Genomic DNA, 16,250 nt, shown 5'->3' on the forward strand with positions numbered 1-16,250 from the left:
GCCTTGCTCGTCGGCGCGGGCGGCTTCGACCAGTTCGGCGATCGCGGTCGGCTGGTCGCCCGAGGGGGTATATTCGCTGACCAGCTTGAAGGGCCGACCACCCATGGACTTTTCCGGGCGCAGCGGCTTGTGCGGGACGAAATCGCCGGTGGTGTCTGGTTCGTCGAGGCCGCGCCGGATTACAAGTTCTGCCATGCGCCGCATATGGGCGCCGCCCCCGCCGCGTGCAACGCGCAGCTTGCGCCGGTGGCGGCGGGTGCTAGCGTCGGCCGATCAACGGAGACCTCGATGCGCGCTTATGCCTTCTTTGCCGCTCCCCTCCTGCTGACGCTGGCCGCTTGCGGTGGCGGTGCCGACGATGCGGACGCCGACGGCGATGGCACCGTCTCGGCGGAAGAGGTGACCGCGGCGGCGGCCAAGGTCACACCGCTGCAGCCGGGCCAATATGCGATGACGACCGAACTGTTGGAGATCGTCGATCCCTCCCTCAGCACCGAGGAAATTGCCCAGGCCAAGGCCTTTTTGGGCGAGATGGGCAAGATGGCGCCCGCCCGCTGCCTTGCGGAGGACGATGCGCGCAACGGCATGGTCGGCATCGCGCAGAGCCTGCAGAACGGGGATTGCACCATCCGCAACCTGACCTCCGACGCCGATGGCCTCAAGGCACAGATGACCTGCAAGAATGCCGGCAAGGAGGCGGAGGTCGCGCTCGATGGCGTATCGACCGGAACCACCTCGCAGATGACGATGACCGTGGTCGAACCGGGCGCGGGCGAGGGGCAGGACAAGCGCATGGTGATGAAGATCGGCATGAACCGCCTTGGCGATTGTCCCGCCTGACGGGCCCGTTCAGGAACGCGCCAACCCTTGCGTGATTATCTGCCTGTCATGGCAGGACTTCCGTTCCAGGCTGCACGGCAGGAGCTGGGGCGCCGCATCGCCCTTGCCGCCGAACCATGCAGTGACGACGCGCGCGGCCCGCGCGCGGGCCTGATGGCGCGCGAGCTGCTGTGGCCGCTCGAACCGGTGCGCCGGCGGTTCCAGACCTATGCCGTAAGTCCGGCGTCGCGCCCGCAGCGGGTGATGCTGCTCCCCGGGTTCGGTGCCCATCCGATCCGGATGCGCTGGCTGGCGCGCAAGCTCGAGGAGGCCGGCCATACGGCCAAGCGGTGGGGCGTGGGCACCAATCTCGGCGCCACGGCCGACCGCTTCGACAAGGTCGAGCAGCGCCTGCTGGACCTTGCGGCCCGCGATCCGGCTCCGGTGGTGCTGATCGGGTGGAGCCTGGGCGGTGTCATGGCGCGCGAACTGGCCAAGAAGCATCCCGATAAGGTGGCCAAGGTGATAACCCTGGGTTCGCCGTTCTCCTACAGCCCGCGGGCCAATAACGGCTGGCGGGCCTATCAGGCGATAGCCGGGCACCGGGTGGACGAACCGCAGATCGAGACGGTGGTGGCGCAGAAGCCGCCGGTGGAGACGGTCGCCATGTGGAGCGCACGGGACGGCATTGTCCACCCGCGCGCCGCCCGCGGACTGCCCGGCGAACGCGACCGGGCGATCGCGCTGCGCTGTTCGCACATGGGTTTCGTCCTCAGCCATGAGGCCCTGGCAGCCGTGCTCGCGGAACTGGATCGCGGCTGAAGGCTTACCCTGTAGAACGGGGCGCATTGTCCCCGCAGGCGCTGCACGAGGGGCGACGTCACTGGCCACAGGGGAAGCATGGGCGGCAGGGCCGACTTTTTCGACGAGATGTACGGCTCCGACGGGGCGGTGCGCGATGCCTATGCCGATTACTGCAACTGGTTCGACGGGCAGGATGGCGAACTTCTCGCTCGCAAGCACACCGAGGCGGAGACCAACTTCCGCAAGACCGGGATCACCTTCAACGTCTATGGCGCAGAGGAAGCCGAAGAGCGGCTGATCCCGTTCGACATGGTGCCGCGCATCATCACCGCGGGCGAATGGCGGCGCCTGACGCGGGGGATCGAGCAGCGGGTGTCCGCCCTCAATTCCTTCATGCACGATCTCTACCACCGGCAGGAAATCGTCCGCGCCGGGCGCCTGCCCGAGGGGCTGCTGCGCGACAACACGGCGTGGCTGCCCAACATGGTCGGCTTCACTCCGCCGGGCGGGGTCTATACCCACATCGTCGGCATCGACCTCGTGCGGACCGGGCCGGACGAATTCTTCGTGCTGGAGGACAATGCCCGCACCCCCTCGGGGGTGAGCTACATGCTCGAGAACCGCGAAACCATGATGGCGATGTTTCCCGAGCTGTTCATGCGCGTGCCGGTGGAAACGGTGTCGGACTATCCCCGCCGGCTGGCCACCAGCCTCGCCGCCTGTGCGCCGGATTGCGCGCGGGATCGTCCGCGGCTCGCGGTGCTGACCCCGGGGATCTATAACGCCGCCTATTTCGAGCACGCCTTCCTGGCCGACCAGATGGGTGCCGAGCTGGTCGAAGGGAGCGATCTGCGGGTCGTCGACGGGCGGGTGGCGATGCGCACGACGCAGGGCTATCAGCCGGTCGACGTGCTGTATCGCCGGGTCGATGACGAATTCCTCGATCCGCTGACCTTCAATCCCGACAGCGTGCTGGGCGTGCCGGGGATCATGGACGTCTATCGCGCGGGCGGCATCACCATCGCCAATGCGCCCGGCACCGGGGTGTGCGACGACAAGGCGATCTATTCCTTCATGCCCGAGATCGTCGAGTTCTACACCGGCGAAAAACCGCTGCTGCCCAATGTCGAAACCTGGCGCTGCGCCGATGACGAGGCGCGCAAGTACGTGCTCGACCATCTGCACGAACTGGTGGTGAAGGAAGTTCACGGTTCGGGCGGCTACGGGATGCTGGTCGGCCCGGCGTCGACCAAGGCCCAGATCGCGGAGTTCCGGGCCAAGATCGTCGAGCGGCCCGATAATTACATCGCTCAGCCGACGCTGTCGCTGTCGACCTGCCCGGTCTTCACCGCCAGCGGCCTTGCCCCGAGGCACGTCGACCTGCGGCCCTTCGTTCTCGTCTCGCCCGAACGGATCGACATCGTCCCCGGCGGGCTCACCCGTGTCGCGCTCGAGGAAGGATCGCTGGTCGTCAATTCCAGCCAGGGCGGCGGGACCAAGGACACCTGGGTGCTGAAGGACTGATGGAACCGCTGCCGCCATGCTAGGACGCACCGCCAACGGCCTTTTCTGGATGTTCCGCTATCTCGAGCGCGCAGAAAATACCGCGCGGCTGCTCGATGCGGCGCTGCGCATGGCGTTGACCCGCGATCTGGCGACGGCGGAAGAGGAGTGGCGCTCGGTCATCGAGACATCCGGCCAGCGCGCCGCCTACGAGGCCAAGCATGCGACCTATACCGGGATGCAGGTCTGGAACTTCATGCTGCGCGACCGGGACAATGCGTCCTCGATCCTCACCATGTTCGGGCAGGTGCGCCAGAACGCCCGGCTGACGCGCAACGCCATCAGCAGTGAATTGTGGGAAGCGATTAACACCAACTGGTTGGCGATCCAGGAACAGCTGCACCGCCCGGTTGGCGAGAACAGCGTCCTCGAAACCATCGCCACCATCCGCCGGGCGGGAACGCAGGCCCACGGGGCACTCGCCGGTTCGATGCTGCGCGAGGAGCCTTATCATTTCGCCCTGTGCGGCACCTTCATCGAACGCGCGGATTCGGTCGCCCGCATTCTCGACATGAAATACTATCTGCTGCTGCCCTCGCTGTCCTATGTCGGATCGAGCCTCGATACCGGGCAGTGGGATCAGCTGCTCCGCTCGGTCTCGGGGGACCGTGCCTATCGCTGGATCAACGCCGCGCGGGTCGACGCGCGGCGCATCTGCGAGTTTCTCATCCTCGACGATCGCTTCCCGCGCAGCATCGCCTTTTCCTATCGTTCGCTGGCCGATAACCTCGCGTCGCTCGCCGCGCTTCATGACGGCGCGTGCCAGAGCAACACGCTGGTCCGCGAGGCGCAGGCCCGCTTGGCCAGCCTGACGATCGACGAAATCTTCGACCAGGGTTTGCACCAGTTCCTGCTTGCGTTCACAAATGCCAACGGGGCGATCGCCGATGCCATCGCCACCGATTATCGGTTTCTGTCCTGATGCGCCTCTCGGTCCGCCATACCACGACCTATCGTTTCGATGCCCCGGTGGTGCACGCGCTGCAACGGCTGCGCCTGATCCCGAAGGAAACGCAAGGTCAGTCGATCCTCGACTGGCGGATGGACCTGACCAACGCGTTGGAGGAACTGGCCTATGACGACCAGCACCGCAACCGCACCCGCCTGGTATCGGTGATCCCCGGCGCGCAGGAAGTCACCATCGCGTGCAGCGGTATCGTCCATACCAGCGATCATGCAGGGATCATCGGCGAGCATTCGGGCCATCTGCCGCTGTGGAGCTTTCAGGGGCAGACGCCGCTGACCCGCCCGGGCGACGGTATCCGCGCCCTCCTGACCGAGCTCGAACCGGATCCCGGCGATCCGATCGACACGCTGCATCGCCTGTCGGCCGCGATCCGCGATGCGGTGACCTACCAGACCGGCGTCACCACCGTGCGGACAACCGCCGACGAGGCCTTCGCCCAGGGCGGCGGCGTGTGTCAGGACCATGCGCATATCTTCATCGGCGGCGCCCGCGCCCTCGGTATCCCGGCGCGCTATGTCAGTGGCTATCTGATGATGAACGACCGCATCCATCAGGAGGCGACGCACGCCTGGGCCGAAGCGCATGTCGACGGTCTGGGTTGGGTCGGGTTCGACATTTCCAACGGGATCAGCCCGGACACCCGCTATGTCCGGGTGGCAACCGGGCGCGACTACCGCGACGCGGCGCCGATCACGGGGATCAGTATCGGCACCGTGACGACCGATCTCGACGTCGAGGTGGCGGTCGAACGGCAGAGCCAGTCGCAATCGCAGTCGCAAGGCGGGAGCGGCTCCCAGTCGCAGTCGCAGTCGCAGTCGCAAGGTGGGACCGGCTCCCAGTCGCAATCACAGTCCCAGTCTCAGGCGGGGCCGCAGGGCCGTTCGCAACAACAACAGCAATCCCAGCAGTAGGCCGGAAGGAGCCGCATGACGTATTGCGTAGGAATGGTGCTCGACAAGGGCCTTGTCCTGATGAGCGACACCCGGACCAATTCGGGCGTCGACAACATTTCGGTCTTCCGCAAGATGTTCACCTGGGAAGTCCCCGGCGAGCGGATCATCAGCATCATGACCGCCGGCAATCTGGCGACCACCCAGGCCGTCATCAGTCATCTTGAAGAACGCACCCGCGCGCCGGACGAGCGTGACAACGTCCTGCTGAAGGCGCCGACCATGTTCCGCGCGGCCACCGCCATCGGCCGGTTGCTGCGCACCACCATCGCCGAAACGCAGGAAACCAACGGCCAGCGGGGGCAGGGCCGCTTCACCGCGTCGATGATCGTCGCCGGGCAGATCAAGGGAATGGAGCCGCGATTGTTCCTGATCTATCCCGAAGGCAATTTCATCGAGGCCGGGGCCGATACGCCATTCTTCCAGGTCGGCGAGACCAAGTACGGCCGTCCGATCATCATCCGCGGGTACGATCGTGCCATGAGCCTCGAGGACGCGACCAAGCTGTTGATGGTCAGCTTCGATTCGACGCTCAAGGCCAATCTCTCCGTCGGCCTGCCGCTCGACCTGCTGGTGATCGAACGCGATTCTTTCACCGCCAGCCACCAGAAGCGGATCGGGCAGGACGATGCCTACTTCCAGTCGATCTCGAAGATGTGGGGCGAAGCCCTGAAAAACGCCTTCCACTCGCTTCCGGACTACAGCTTTTATCGTCAGGATTGAGGGTGGCGGAAAGGGAGTTCAGCCGAATGCTCCGATATGGATGCATCCGTGGTTCTCCTTAGGTAGAGCACCCTAAGGGCGATTACGCGGCGTTCGGTCCGTAATGGAGCGAGAACGAAGTGCGAACGGCGCGTGGGCTGCGTAAACCCGGCGCATGGCAAACACATCAACGCTTCATATCCTCGACGCCTCGATCCGCTCGCGGGCGGAACAGGCACGGCTCGGCTTCGAACAAGGCTTTCATTGCGAAGTCTATGCCGATGTCGACGAACTGATCCACGTCCGGCCCAGGGGTGGCATGGTTCTGGTGCACGGCGACGACGGGGCCGGTGGCATTGCCGCGGTGCTGGATGCGCTGGCGGCGGCGGGGATCTGGCTGCCGGTCATCGCCACCGGGGCGGCTGCCGGTCCGGACGAAGTGGTCGCCGCGATCAAGGCAGGGGCGCTCGGCTTCCTGCAACTGCCGCTCGACCCGGCGCAATTGCGGGAAAGCGCGGCGCGGATCGAAGGCGAGGCGCAGGCCTATGGCAACGCCCGTCGCCGCATGATCGAGGCCCGCAGCCGCATCGCGGTCCTCAGCCCGCGGGAACGGGAAGTGCTCCACTGGCTGTCGGAGGGCAGCAGCAACAAGATGATCGCCCGTGAACTCCAGATCAGCCCGCGCACGGTCGAAATTCACCGCGCCAACATGATGAGCAAGGTGGGGGCACGCCATTCGGCGCAGGCGGTGCGGCTGCATATCGAAGCCAGCCTCGATGCAGGACTGGCGGCCGCGAGATAGCACTGGTCCCTGGGGGCAGTTCAGTCGGCGGGGCGGCGCGGGGTGGGGGCTCCGCGTCGCCCCGGACCCGGTGCCAGGCCTAGCGGCAGAAAGAGCCGTCACCGGGTTCGAGATGCAGATGATCCTCGTGCGCGGCGTTGTAATCCGGCCCCAGCACTGTTCCGAACCGCTTGCAGGCGCTGCGATGCACGACCCGCAGGAATTCTCGCTCCTCGCGGCTGCCGGTCCACCCGCCGCGCACGGTAATGCGGCGCCCGTCTGCAAGGACGAAGGCGCCGATATCGATCGCGTCGGCCCGCGCATGGGCGGAGCGCCGCGAACTGCCGCCGACATTACGGCAGGCATAGCTGCCCATGGTCTCGATAGAGCGCAGGGGCGAGCCGAGGATCTGACGCGCCGCCCGGTCGACGCCGTATCGTGCCCAGCCTGCCAGCGTGGTCGCGGCATTGCAGGTCAGCGGCCCGAGATTGGTTATCGCCAGCCGTCCCGCATCGGCACCCACCGCCGTCAGGTTGACCGCGCCAACCACCGAACATCCGGGCCCGTGATAGCGGTCGGGCAGCGGCGAGAAGGCCGCCCTCTGCGCCGCCAGCTCGGTCAGACACAGCTTGCCGTCAGGGCTGATCGGACTGCGGGCCGGTGCGCTCACCCGCGGCCCTTCGGCGGCCCGCGGCGCGACCGAACCGCCGCATCCCGCCAACGCAAGCGACAGGACGACGGGGAGGGCGAGTTTCGCTACCATCAAGCCACCTTCGCAGCTTGCGCTGAACCCGGCAATAACCGCGCGAGCATTGACACGAATGATTTAGCCATTTAGCTAAACCCTATGACCGGGGTCTTCGATGCATTGTCCCATCCGATCCGCCGGGCGGTGCTGGAAAGGTTGAAGCATGGCGGCCTTACCGCCGGCCAGCTGGCCGCGGATTTCGACGTCTCAAAGCCCACGATGTCCGGCCATTTCGCCAAGCTGAAGGCGGCCGGCCTGATCCGGGGCGAACAGCAGGGCGGGACGATCCTTTATACCCTCAACCTGTCGACGCTCGAAGAGGCCCTGCTGGGCTTCATGGGCCGCGTCGGCCTCACACATGACAGTCCGGGAGAAGAGCAATGAAAACGCGTCCGCTAATCCTCGTCTCCCTCTCGGTCGCAGCGGCGATGATTGGCTTTGCCTTCCTCACCGCCGGGCGCCTGCCTGCCGATGCGGTGCTTCCTGTTCACTGGAACGCCGCCGGGCAGGCCGATCGGTTCAGCCCGGCGCTCCCGGCCTTGCTAATGCCGGCGGGCGTGGTTCTGCTGGCAACGCTGATATTCGCAGCGATCCCGCGCATCGAACCCTTGCAGCAGCGGCTCGAGGCGTCGTCCGCCGTGTTGCGGGCGAGTTGGCTCGGTCTGCTCGGCGTGATGCTGGTGATCGAGGCGGCGATCGGGTTGGCCGTGTGGGGTATTGCGCTGCCGGTCAAGGCGATCATGCTGGCGATGGGGCTGATGCTGGTCTGGGTCGGCAATGTCCTGCCCAAGAGCCGGCCGGGGTTTTTCGTCGGCATAAGGACGCCCTGGACCCTCACCGATACCGACAACTGGATCGCCACGCACCGGCTGGGGGGCAAGCTGATGATGGCCGCAGGCGCGGCGATCGCGGTGGCCAGCCTGCTGCCGATCCCGCCCGAGACGACGGCCATCGTCGTCCTGGTCGCCGTGGCGATCGGGGCGGGGGTGCCGCTGGTCTACAGCTGGTGGTATCGGAACCGGGGCAAGCGGCAGGCCTAGGCGGTTACACTACCTCTCCGGCTCGTCATCTGGCTGACCAGTTCGATCGCCAGCCACGAGGCGATGAAGCCCGGCACAATCTCGTACAGCCCGCCATCCATTCCGGGCAGCTTGCTGTTCCAGCCGAGCGCGATCCAGCCGGCGACCACCGCCGCCCCGGTGACAAGCCCGGCAACCGCGCCGGCCCCGGTCATTCGCCTCGACGTCAGCGACAGGATGATCAGGGGACCGAAGGCCGCGCCGAACCCTGCCCAGGCATTGGCGACCAGTCCCAGCACCTCGCTGTCGGGGTCGCGCGCGATCCAGATCGCGACAAGGGCGACCAGCGCGACGCAGACCCGGCCGACATTCACGCTTTCGCGCTCGCCTGCGTCCTTCCGGAAGAACAGCTTGTAGAAATCCTCGGTCAGCGAGGATGAGGCGACCAGCAGCTGCGAACTGATGGTCGACATGATCGCCGCCAGCAGCGCCGCAAGCAGGAAGCCGGTGACAAGCGGGTGAAACAGCAGGTTCGCAAGGACGATGAAGATCGTCTCGGGATCGTCGATCACCAACCCGTTGCGCTCGACATAGGCGCGGCCGGCAAGCCCGATGCCGAGCGAGCCGAGCAGCACCACCGCCATCCACCCCATTCCTATGCTGCGGGCGAGGGGAATGCGCTCCACCCGGTCGATCGCCATGAAGCGCACGATGATATGCGGCTGTCCGAAATAGCCGAGACCCCATGTGACCGCGCTGATGAAACCGAGCGCGGTCAGCCCCTCGGTCAGGCTGAGGAAGCCCGGGACTGGCACCTGCGTCAGCGAGCCCCCCGCGCTCCCCCCGGGGCCGAACATGATCACCAGCGGCATGACGATCAGCGCAGTGGCCATGATCAGCCCTTGCACGAAATCGGTGAGGCTGACGGCCAGGAAACCGCCGATCATCGTATAGGCCAGAACCACCAGCGCAGTGATCCAGATGCCGAGCATGTAATCGCCCAGCCCCGCCTGTGGCAGCAGGCCGGCGAAGCTGGTTTCGAACAGCTTGCCCCCGGCAACCAGGCCCGACGCGGTATAGACCGAGAAGAACAGCACCACGATCAGTGCCGAAATCAGCCGCAGCGCGGTCGCATGGTCGGGAAAGCGGTTGGCGAGGAATTCCGGGATCGTGAGCGCATTGCCCAATTCCTCGGTCTGCCGCCGCAGGCGCGGGGCGACGAGGATCCAGTTGGCCAGCGCGCCGGCGAACAGCCCGATGCCGATCCAAGCCTCGACCAGGCCGGAGACGTAGAGAGCGCCCGGAAGGCCCAGCAGCAGCCACCCGCTCATGTCGCTCGCCCCGGCCGACAGGGCAGCCACCGCCGGATGCAGGTTGCGCCCGGCGAGAAGATAGCCTTCGCTGGTGTCGTTGGAACGCTTCCACGCCCACACCCCGATGGCCAGCATCAGGACGAAATAAAGCGAGAGCGAGACGAGCGTTAGGGTGGCCATGGGGCGGGGCAGGTATCACCCATCCCCGCCTTTGGCCACCGGCGCATGGCAGTGGAAGCAGGCGCCCTATTGCGAGGCGCGCTTCGCCCGCTTGCGTTCGTGCGGATCGAGGATCGTCTTGCGCAGCCGGATCGACTGCGGCGTCACTTCGACCATCTCGTCATCGTCGATATAGGCGATGGCCTGTTCCAGCGTCATCACCCGCGGCGGGGTCAGGCGGATGGCATCGTCCTTGCCGGTCGAGCGGAAATTGGTCAGCTGCTTCGACTTCATCGGGTTGACTTCGAGGTCGTCGGGCTTGGCATTCTCGCCGATGATCATGCCTTCGTAGATCTTGGCCCCGCCGCCGATGAACAGTTCGCCGCGTTCTTCCAGCGCGTTGAGGGCGTAGGGCACGGCCTCGCCCGGGACCATCGAGATGAGCACGCCGTTCTGGCGGCCCTCGATCGGTCCCTTGTGCTCGTCGTACTTCTCGAACAGGCGGTTCATGATCCCCGTGCCGCGGGTGTCCGAGAGGAATTCCCCGTGATAGCCGATCAGGCCGCGGCTGGGGGCGGAGAAGGTGATCCGCGTCTTGCCGGTGCCCGAGGGGCGCATCTCGGTCAGCTCGGCCCTGCGGCGCTGCATCTTCTCGACCACCGTGCCGCTGAACTCGTCATCGACGTCGATCACCACCGTCTCGAACGGTTCGAGGCGCTTGCCCCCTTCCTCGCGGAACAGGACGCGCGGGCGGCTGATGCCCAGTTCGAAGCCTTCGCGGCGCATGGTCTCGATCAAAACGCCGAGCTGCAGTTCGCCGCGCCCGGCAACCTCGAAGGCGTCCTTGTCGGCGCTTTCGGTGATGCGGATGGCAACGTTGGTTTCCGCCTCGCGGAACAGACGGTCGCGGATCATGCGGCTGGTGACCTTGCTGCCCTCGCGCCCGGCAAGCGGGCTGTCGTTGACGGCGAAGCGCATGGCCAGCGTCGGCGGGTCGATCGGCTGGGCCTTGATCGGCTCGCGCACCTGGGGGTCGGCGATGGTGTTGGCGACGGTCGCCTTCTCCAGCCCGGCGAGCGCGATGATGTCTCCGGCCGCGGCACTCTCGACCGGCACCCGCTCGAGTCCGTCGAAGCTCATCAGCTTGGTCGCCCGGCCGACCTCGATGACATTGCCATCGGCATCGAGCGCGTGGATCGGATCGTTGATGTTGATAGTGCCCGACTGGACCCGCCCGGTGAGCACGCGGCCCATGAAATTGTCGCGGTCGAGCAGGGTGGCGAGGAAGCTGAACGGACCTTCGGTATCGAGCGCGGGCGGCGGCACGTGCCGGGTGATCAGTTCAAACAGCGGGTTGAGATCGCCGCTGCGGGCGGTTTCGTCTTCGCTGGCATAGCCATCGCGGCCCGAGGCCCAGAGCGAGGGAAACTCGAGCTGCTCGTCATTCGCATCGAGGCTGGCGAACAGGTCGAACACCTCGTCCAGCACCTCTTGCGGGCGGGCGTCGCTGCGATCGATCTTGTTGACGACGACGATGGGCCTGAGGCCCAGTGCCAGCGCCTTGCCGGTCACGAACTTGGTCTGCGGCATCGGCCCCTCGGCACTGTCGACCAAGAGGATGACCCCGTCGACCATGCTGAGGATGCGCTCCACCTCCGCGCCGAAGTCGGCATGGCCGGGGGTATCGACGATATTGATCCGGGTGCCGTTCCATTCGACGCTGGTGCACTTGGCGAGGATGGTGATCCCGCGCTCTTTCTCGAGATCGTTGGAATCCATCGCGCGCTCTTCCACGCGCTGATTGTCGCGGAAGGTGCCGGACTGGCGGAACAGCTGATCGACGAGCGTGGTCTTGCCGTGATCGACGTGGGCGATGATCGCCACGTTGCGAAGGTCGCGGGACATGGGTTGGGCTTTCGAATGGATACGGGGCGGGGCCAGGCAGGCGCCCGGCCGGATCGTGCGCGCCCCTAGCGAAAAGGCAGTCTATCGGCAAGCGCGCCGATAGTGACGCAAATGCCACAAAGCCTCGGAACGGAACACCCTGCGTCATGCACACTTGAGCCGGCCGGCGCGAAGGAATAGCTGCGCTCGTAGAGAGCCGGATGTGCAAGCGATGGAGGGCATCGCGGCAGGCGGCCATGGAGAGAGATGACCATGAACCTTGCGACCCGTTCCGCAACCGCGCGCCTGCGCCTGATGCTGCTGGCTGGCACCGCCGCACTCGCCGCGCCCCAGATCGCCAGCGCCCAGACCGTCGACGACAGCGAAACGCCGGCCGAGCCGCCCGTCGATGGCGACAGTTTCGAAACGCAGGAAGACAGCGCCACCGGCAATGTCATCATCGTCACGGCGACCAAGCGCGCCCAGACCCTGCAGGAAATCCCGGTCGCCGTCAGTGTCGCCACCGCCGAAACGCTCGAACGGGCGCAAATCCGCGATCTCAAGGATTTGCAGACCCAGATCCCCTCGCTGCGGGTCGATCAGCTGCAGAGCAGCGCCAACACCAACTTCCTGATCCGCGGTTTCGGCAACGGTGCCAACAACGCCGGCATCGAACCTTCGGTCGGCGTGTTCGTCGACGGGGTCTATCGCAGCCGCACCGCCAGCCAGATCACCGACCTGCCCGATGTGGAGCGGATCGAGGTGTTGCGCGGCCCGCAGTCTACCCTGTTCGGCAAGAACGCCAGCGCGGGCGTGATCTCGATCGTCACCAAGGAGCCGGAATTCGAGTTCGGCGGCCTCGTCGACCTGTCCTACGGCAATTACAACGCGATCGTCGCCAAGGGCCTCGTTACCGGTCCGATCATGGCCGATACGCTGGCCTTCAGCCTGGCGGGCGGGGTCAACATGCGGGACGGGTATCTCGAAAACCCGATCACCGGCACCGACAGCAACGACCGCGATCGCTGGTTCGCCCGTGGCCAGCTCCTGTTCGACAACGGCAGCCCGTTTCGCGCACGCCTGATCGCCGATTACGACAAGATCGACGAGATCTGCTGCGGCGTTGTCAACCTGCGGCGCAGCGCGGCAAGCAATGCGATCCTCGCCATCGGCGGGCAGATCCCCGATCCCAACGATCCCTTCGCCGACGTGATCTACACCAATCTCGATTCGACCAACGATATCGAGAACTACGGCGTTTCGGGCCAGCTCGAGTATGACCTCGGCGCCTTCCGGCTTACCTCGATCACCGGCTATCGTCGTTCGGACCTCGTGACCGATCAGGATTCCGACTTCACCAGCGCCGATCTGCTGGGTCGCAACTTCGCCGATCTCAACATTTCGACCTTCACGCAGGAAGCGCGCATTTCGGGCGAGATCGGCGAACGGCTGAACGTCCTGCTCGGCGCGTTCTATTTCAACGAGGACATCGAGCAGCGCAACGAGCTCTATTTCGGCGATGATTTCCGTTCCTACGCCAACCTCCTGATCCAGGGTGCGAGCGGCGGGGCGTTCAACGTGCCGGCCCTCGAGGCGACGATCGGGGCCCTGACCGGTCGCGATCTGGCGGGCGACTTCTTCATCGCCGGCCAGGGACTGACCGAGAACTACACGCTCGACAACGAGGCGCTGTCGATCTTCGGCCAGGCCGATTTCGAGATCGCCGACGGGCTGGTCCTGACGCTCGGCGCCAATTACACCGACGACAAGAAGCGCATCACCACCGATGTCGTCTCGACCGACGTGTTCTCGAATCTCGATCTGCAGCAGGTCGGCTCGACGGCGATCTTCGCGCAGGCGTTCCCGTCGCAGGTCGGCACGGCTTTCGGTCTGGGGCGACCGGCCACGCAGGCGGAAATCGCCAGCTTCCTAGCCAATCCGCAGACTGCGCCGATCGTCGGACAGATCCAGGCCGGGGTGCAGGCCTTTGCCGCGGCCAATGCCGCCAACCCGGCGCTCAACCCGTTCCTCGCGCTGCGTACGCTGCAGTTCCTGCCGCCCTTCCTGAACGTTCCCAACAGCGTCGAGGATGGCCGTACCGCGGACACCGACTGGAGCTATACCGCGCGCCTCGCTTATGACGTGTCGCCCACGCTCAACGTCTATCTGAGCTACGCGACCGGGTTCAAGGCCAGCTCGTTCAACCTCTCGCGCGACAGCCGTCCGCTGGCGAGCGACCTGGCGGCCATCCGCGCGGCCGGTCTCGCGCCGGTCAACCTCACCACGGGTTCGCGCTTCGCCGGGCCGGAAGATACCACGGTCTACGAGCTCGGCATCAAGGGCAACTGGGACTTCGCCTCGGGCAATCTGACCTTCTTCCGCCAGACGATCGACGGCTTCCAGAGCAACATCTTCACCGGCACCGGCTTCGCGCTGGCCAATGCCGGCGAACAGGAAACCTTCGGCATCGAGTTCGACAGCATCGTGCGGCCGACCGACGAGCTGACCCTTAACGTCGCGTTCACCTACCTCGATGCGAAGTTCAACAGCTTCGTCGGAAGCTCGGTGGGCGATCTGTCGGGCTTCCAGGTGGCTAACGTGCCCGAGATTTCCGCCAGCTTCGGCGGCCAGTACGACCGCGAGATCAACGCCGCGGGCGACCGGATCATTCTCACCGCCAACTACCACTACGAGGCGCCGACCCAGATCGTCGACGGTCTGCCGGCATTCTACAACCCGCGCGATCCCAGCACGCAGCCGATCGCCATCGCCGCGGCGCGTCCGTTCCGGCGCCAGATCGACGACGTGTCGGCCAGCATCACCTATGCCTTCGGGATGGGTCTGGAACTGAGTGTGTGGGGCCGCAACCTGCTGGACGATCGCTACATCACCACGGTGTTCGATTCCGTTGCGCAGGCGCAGTCGGTGTCGGGGTACCCGAACCAGCCGCGGACCTACGGCGTTGCGGCGCGTTATCGCTTCTAGGAGCGCACAAGGGAATACGGGGCGGGGGCGGCACCTGGTGTGCCGCCCCCGTTTTCGTTGCTAGAGCGAGCGTAGCGCCTGCGCCGGCCTTGCGCGCAGCAGCGGAAGCGATCCGCCCAAGGCGAAGACGAACACCACGCCCAGCCCGAGGCCGAGAACGGCGAGGATTTCGCCCCAGTCCGGCAGCCAGTCGAACTCGAACAGCTGGGTCACCACCAGCCAAGCGGTCACGCTGCCCAGCAGCAGCGCCACCAGCGCCAGAGCGGCGGCAAGCAGCGCGTATTCGATCAGTTGCATGATCAGGATCTGCCGCCGGTCCGCTCCCAGCACCCGCAGCACAACCGTATCGTAGGTGCGCGCCGCCCGCGCTGCGGCAATCGCGCCGAGCAGCACCGCCAGCCCTGCCAGCACCGCGACGCTGGCCGCCGCAAGGGTCGCCAGGCCGACCTGTTCGAGGATCGCGCGCGCCTGCTGCAAGACCCCGCCGACCTCGATCACCGAGGCGGAAGGGAAGGCGCGCACCAGCTGTTGCAACAGCGGCCCGGTCGGCGCATCGCCCGAAAGCTGGACGGTGGCGGCAAGATTGTGCGGCGTGTCGGCCAGGGCATTGGGGCTGAGCACGAAGACGTAGTTGAACCCGAGGCTTTCCCAATCGATCTGCCGCAAATTGGCGATCCGCGCCGTCCGTTCGACGCCGAGGATACCGAAAGTCAGGTAATCGCCGATCTCAAGCCCGGCGGCCTCGGCAAATTCAGCATCGACCGAGACCAGCGGCTCGCCCTGCCAGCCGGGCGTCCACCAGCTGCCCTGGGTCAGGCTGTTGCCCTGCGGCAGGGCGTCGGCATAGGTCAGCCCGCGTTCGCCGCGCAGCGCCCAGGCGCCTTCGGGGATATCCTCCAGCTCGGCGGTGCGGATCATTGCGTCGCGTTCGCCGAACGCCAGCACCGCCCCGCGCAGGGCCGGCACGGTGCGGATGTCCGCGCCGGCATCCTGTGCGAGGACGATCCGCCGGAACTCGCCCTCTCCGGTGCGCGGCACGTCGAGCACGAAGTAATCGGGCGCGCGGGCCGGGACGCGCTGTTCGATATTGCCATCGATCGCGCTTTGAACCGCGGCGAGGAGAACGAAGGCCGACAGCCCGAAGCCGAGCGCGGTGACCAGCGCGCCGGTATTGGCGCCGGGGCGGTGGAGATTGGCAAGCGCGGTGCGCACGATCGGGTTCGCCGGTCGCGGCAGCCGGCGCGCGCCTGCACGGATCGCAAGGCCCAGCAGCCACAGCAGACCCAGTACCAAAGCGGCCCCCACAAGAAACCCGGCAGCCAGCAGCGGGCGCTCGGACGTGAGGAGGGCAAGCGCGGCGATGCCTGCAAGACCGGCGGTGACGGTCCACATGGCCGCGCGATCCCGGGCAAGCGGCGCGATCCGTGCGCGCATGAGGTCCATTACCGGAAAGCGGCGCGCGCGCAGCAGCGGGGGCGCGGCAAAGACCAGCGCCACCAGCAGGCCATAGGCAGCCGCCAGCGCCAGCGCTGCGGGATCGAAGACCAGTCCAGACT

At 66.2% G+C, this 16,250-nt stretch carries 15 protein-coding genes; 10 read left to right on the forward strand and 5 right to left on the reverse strand.

Features of this window, described 5'->3' with window-relative positions:
* Window positions 1–195: hypothetical protein (locus ACHFFA_RS07430; RefSeq protein WP_394270208.1), on the reverse strand; the 195-nt coding region annotated here is incomplete at its 3' end.
* A gap of 93 nt (window positions 196–288) precedes the next feature.
* Here ACHFFA_RS07430 and ACHFFA_RS07435 point away from each other — a divergent pair.
* The 7 genes from ACHFFA_RS07435 to ACHFFA_RS07465 all read left to right on the forward strand — a co-directional run bounded on the left by ACHFFA_RS07435 (window position 289) and on the right by ACHFFA_RS07465 (window position 6,607).
* Window positions 289–840 (forward strand): DUF3617 domain-containing protein, encoded by a 552-nt coding sequence (locus ACHFFA_RS07435; RefSeq protein WP_394270209.1) that lies wholly within the window; start codon window positions 289–291, stop codon window positions 838–840.
* Between the two features lie 48 nt (window positions 841–888).
* Window positions 889–1,641 carry an esterase/lipase family protein gene (locus ACHFFA_RS07440; RefSeq protein ID WP_394270210.1) on the forward strand — a complete coding sequence of 251 codons (753 nt, stop codon included), beginning with the start codon at window positions 889–891 and terminating at the stop codon, window positions 1,639–1,641.
* A gap of 78 nt (window positions 1,642–1,719) precedes the next feature.
* A complete protein-coding gene (locus ACHFFA_RS07445) occupies window positions 1,720–3,147 on the forward strand; it encodes a circularly permuted type 2 ATP-grasp protein (protein ID WP_394270211.1) in 1,428 nt (475 codons plus the stop codon).
* Between the two features lie 16 nt (window positions 3,148–3,163).
* Window positions 3,164–4,108: an alpha-E domain-containing protein gene (locus tag ACHFFA_RS07450; RefSeq protein ID WP_394270212.1), complete on the forward strand. Its 945-nt coding sequence runs from the start codon at window positions 3,164–3,166 to the stop codon at window positions 4,106–4,108.
* Window positions 4,108–5,064 (forward strand): transglutaminase domain-containing protein, encoded by a 957-nt coding sequence (locus tag ACHFFA_RS07455; protein ID WP_394270213.1) that lies wholly within the window; start codon window positions 4,108–4,110, stop codon window positions 5,062–5,064. Before ACHFFA_RS07450 ends, ACHFFA_RS07455 begins: the two co-directional genes overlap by 1 nt.
* 15 nt (window positions 5,065–5,079) lie before the next feature.
* Window positions 5,080–5,826, forward strand: a complete 747-nt coding sequence (locus tag ACHFFA_RS07460) for a peptidase (RefSeq protein ID WP_394270214.1) — start codon at window positions 5,080–5,082, stop codon at window positions 5,824–5,826.
* A 154-nt stretch (window positions 5,827–5,980) separates the two neighbouring features.
* Window positions 5,981–6,607, forward strand: coding sequence for a response regulator transcription factor (locus tag ACHFFA_RS07465; RefSeq protein WP_394270215.1), 627 nt, complete (start codon window positions 5,981–5,983; stop codon window positions 6,605–6,607).
* Between the two features lie 79 nt (window positions 6,608–6,686).
* Here ACHFFA_RS07465 and ACHFFA_RS07470 read toward each other — a convergent pair whose 3' ends face one another.
* On the reverse strand, window positions 6,687–7,349 hold the full coding sequence (locus ACHFFA_RS07470) for an extensin family protein (RefSeq protein WP_394270216.1): 663 nt from the start codon (window positions 7,347–7,349) through the stop codon (window positions 6,687–6,689).
* A gap of 84 nt (window positions 7,350–7,433) precedes the next feature.
* Here ACHFFA_RS07470 and ACHFFA_RS07475 point away from each other — a divergent pair, with 84 nt between their 5' ends.
* Both ACHFFA_RS07475 and ACHFFA_RS07480 read left to right on the forward strand, forming a co-directional pair.
* Window positions 7,434–7,718, forward strand: a complete 285-nt coding sequence (locus ACHFFA_RS07475; RefSeq protein ID WP_394270217.1) for an ArsR/SmtB family transcription factor — start codon at window positions 7,434–7,436, stop codon at window positions 7,716–7,718.
* Window positions 7,715–8,374, forward strand: coding sequence for an SdpI family protein (locus tag ACHFFA_RS07480; RefSeq protein ID WP_394270218.1), 660 nt, complete (start codon window positions 7,715–7,717; stop codon window positions 8,372–8,374). The genes ACHFFA_RS07475 and ACHFFA_RS07480 overlap by 4 nt, the downstream gene beginning before the upstream one ends.
* Here ACHFFA_RS07480 and putP read toward each other — a convergent pair.
* Both putP and typA read right to left on the reverse strand, forming a co-directional pair.
* Window positions 8,371–9,846: a sodium/proline symporter PutP gene (gene putP, locus ACHFFA_RS07485; RefSeq protein WP_394270219.1), complete on the reverse strand. Its 1,476-nt coding sequence runs from the start codon at window positions 9,844–9,846 to the stop codon at window positions 8,371–8,373. The two genes, ACHFFA_RS07480 and putP, sit on opposite strands and share 4 nt — an antisense overlap.
* Window positions 9,847–9,912: 66 nt before the next feature.
* Window positions 9,913–11,730, reverse strand: coding sequence for a translational GTPase TypA (typA, locus tag ACHFFA_RS07490; RefSeq protein ID WP_394270220.1), 1,818 nt, complete (start codon window positions 11,728–11,730; stop codon window positions 9,913–9,915).
* A 252-nt stretch (window positions 11,731–11,982) separates the two neighbouring features.
* Here typA and ACHFFA_RS07495 point away from each other — a divergent pair, with 252 nt between their 5' ends.
* Entirely contained in the window at window positions 11,983–14,694 is a 2,712-nt protein-coding gene (locus ACHFFA_RS07495) for a TonB-dependent receptor (RefSeq protein WP_394270221.1), read from the forward strand.
* 60 nt (window positions 14,695–14,754) lie between these two features.
* Here the strand turns inward: ACHFFA_RS07495 and ACHFFA_RS07500 are convergent.
* Window positions 14,755–16,250, reverse strand: a 1,496-nt coding sequence (locus tag ACHFFA_RS07500; protein WP_394270222.1) for an ABC transporter permease, incomplete at its 5' end; no start/stop codon positions are given.

This window comes from Qipengyuania sp. (genome assembly GCF_043423005.1).
In the GTDB taxonomy this organism is placed as follows: Bacteria; Pseudomonadota; Alphaproteobacteria; order Sphingomonadales; family Sphingomonadaceae; genus Qipengyuania.

What these genes read in the sequence shown, in the direction of transcription:
- ACHFFA_RS07465 (WP_394270215.1), top strand. Translation starts at nt 5,981, where the DNA reads ATGGCAAACACATCAACGCTTCATATCCTCGACGCCTCGATCCGCTCG.
- ACHFFA_RS07435 (WP_394270209.1), top strand. Translation starts at nt 289, where the DNA reads ATGCGCGCTTATGCCTTCTTTGCCGCTCCCCTCCTGCTGACGCTGGCC.
- ACHFFA_RS07495 (WP_394270221.1), top strand. Translation starts at nt 11,983, where the DNA reads ATGAACCTTGCGACCCGTTCCGCAACCGCGCGCCTGCGCCTGATGCTG.
- ACHFFA_RS07460 (WP_394270214.1), top strand. Translation starts at nt 5,080, where the DNA reads ATGACGTATTGCGTAGGAATGGTGCTCGACAAGGGCCTTGTCCTGATG.
- ACHFFA_RS07455 (WP_394270213.1), top strand. Translation starts at nt 4,108, where the DNA reads ATGCGCCTCTCGGTCCGCCATACCACGACCTATCGTTTCGATGCCCCG.
- ACHFFA_RS07470 (WP_394270216.1), bottom strand. Translation starts at nt 7,349, where the DNA reads ATGGTAGCGAAACTCGCCCTCCCCGTCGTCCTGTCGCTTGCGTTGGCG.
- ACHFFA_RS07480 (WP_394270218.1), top strand. Translation starts at nt 7,715, where the DNA reads ATGAAAACGCGTCCGCTAATCCTCGTCTCCCTCTCGGTCGCAGCGGCG.
- ACHFFA_RS07440 (WP_394270210.1), top strand. Translation starts at nt 889, where the DNA reads ATGGCAGGACTTCCGTTCCAGGCTGCACGGCAGGAGCTGGGGCGCCGC.
- ACHFFA_RS07445 (WP_394270211.1), top strand. Translation starts at nt 1,720, where the DNA reads ATGGGCGGCAGGGCCGACTTTTTCGACGAGATGTACGGCTCCGACGGG.
- ACHFFA_RS07475 (WP_394270217.1), top strand. Translation starts at nt 7,434, where the DNA reads ATGACCGGGGTCTTCGATGCATTGTCCCATCCGATCCGCCGGGCGGTG.
- typA (WP_394270220.1), bottom strand. Translation starts at nt 11,730, where the DNA reads ATGTCCCGCGACCTTCGCAACGTGGCGATCATCGCCCACGTCGATCAC.
- ACHFFA_RS07450 (WP_394270212.1), top strand. Translation starts at nt 3,164, where the DNA reads ATGCTAGGACGCACCGCCAACGGCCTTTTCTGGATGTTCCGCTATCTC.
- putP (WP_394270219.1), bottom strand. Translation starts at nt 9,846, where the DNA reads ATGGCCACCCTAACGCTCGTCTCGCTCTCGCTTTATTTCGTCCTGATG.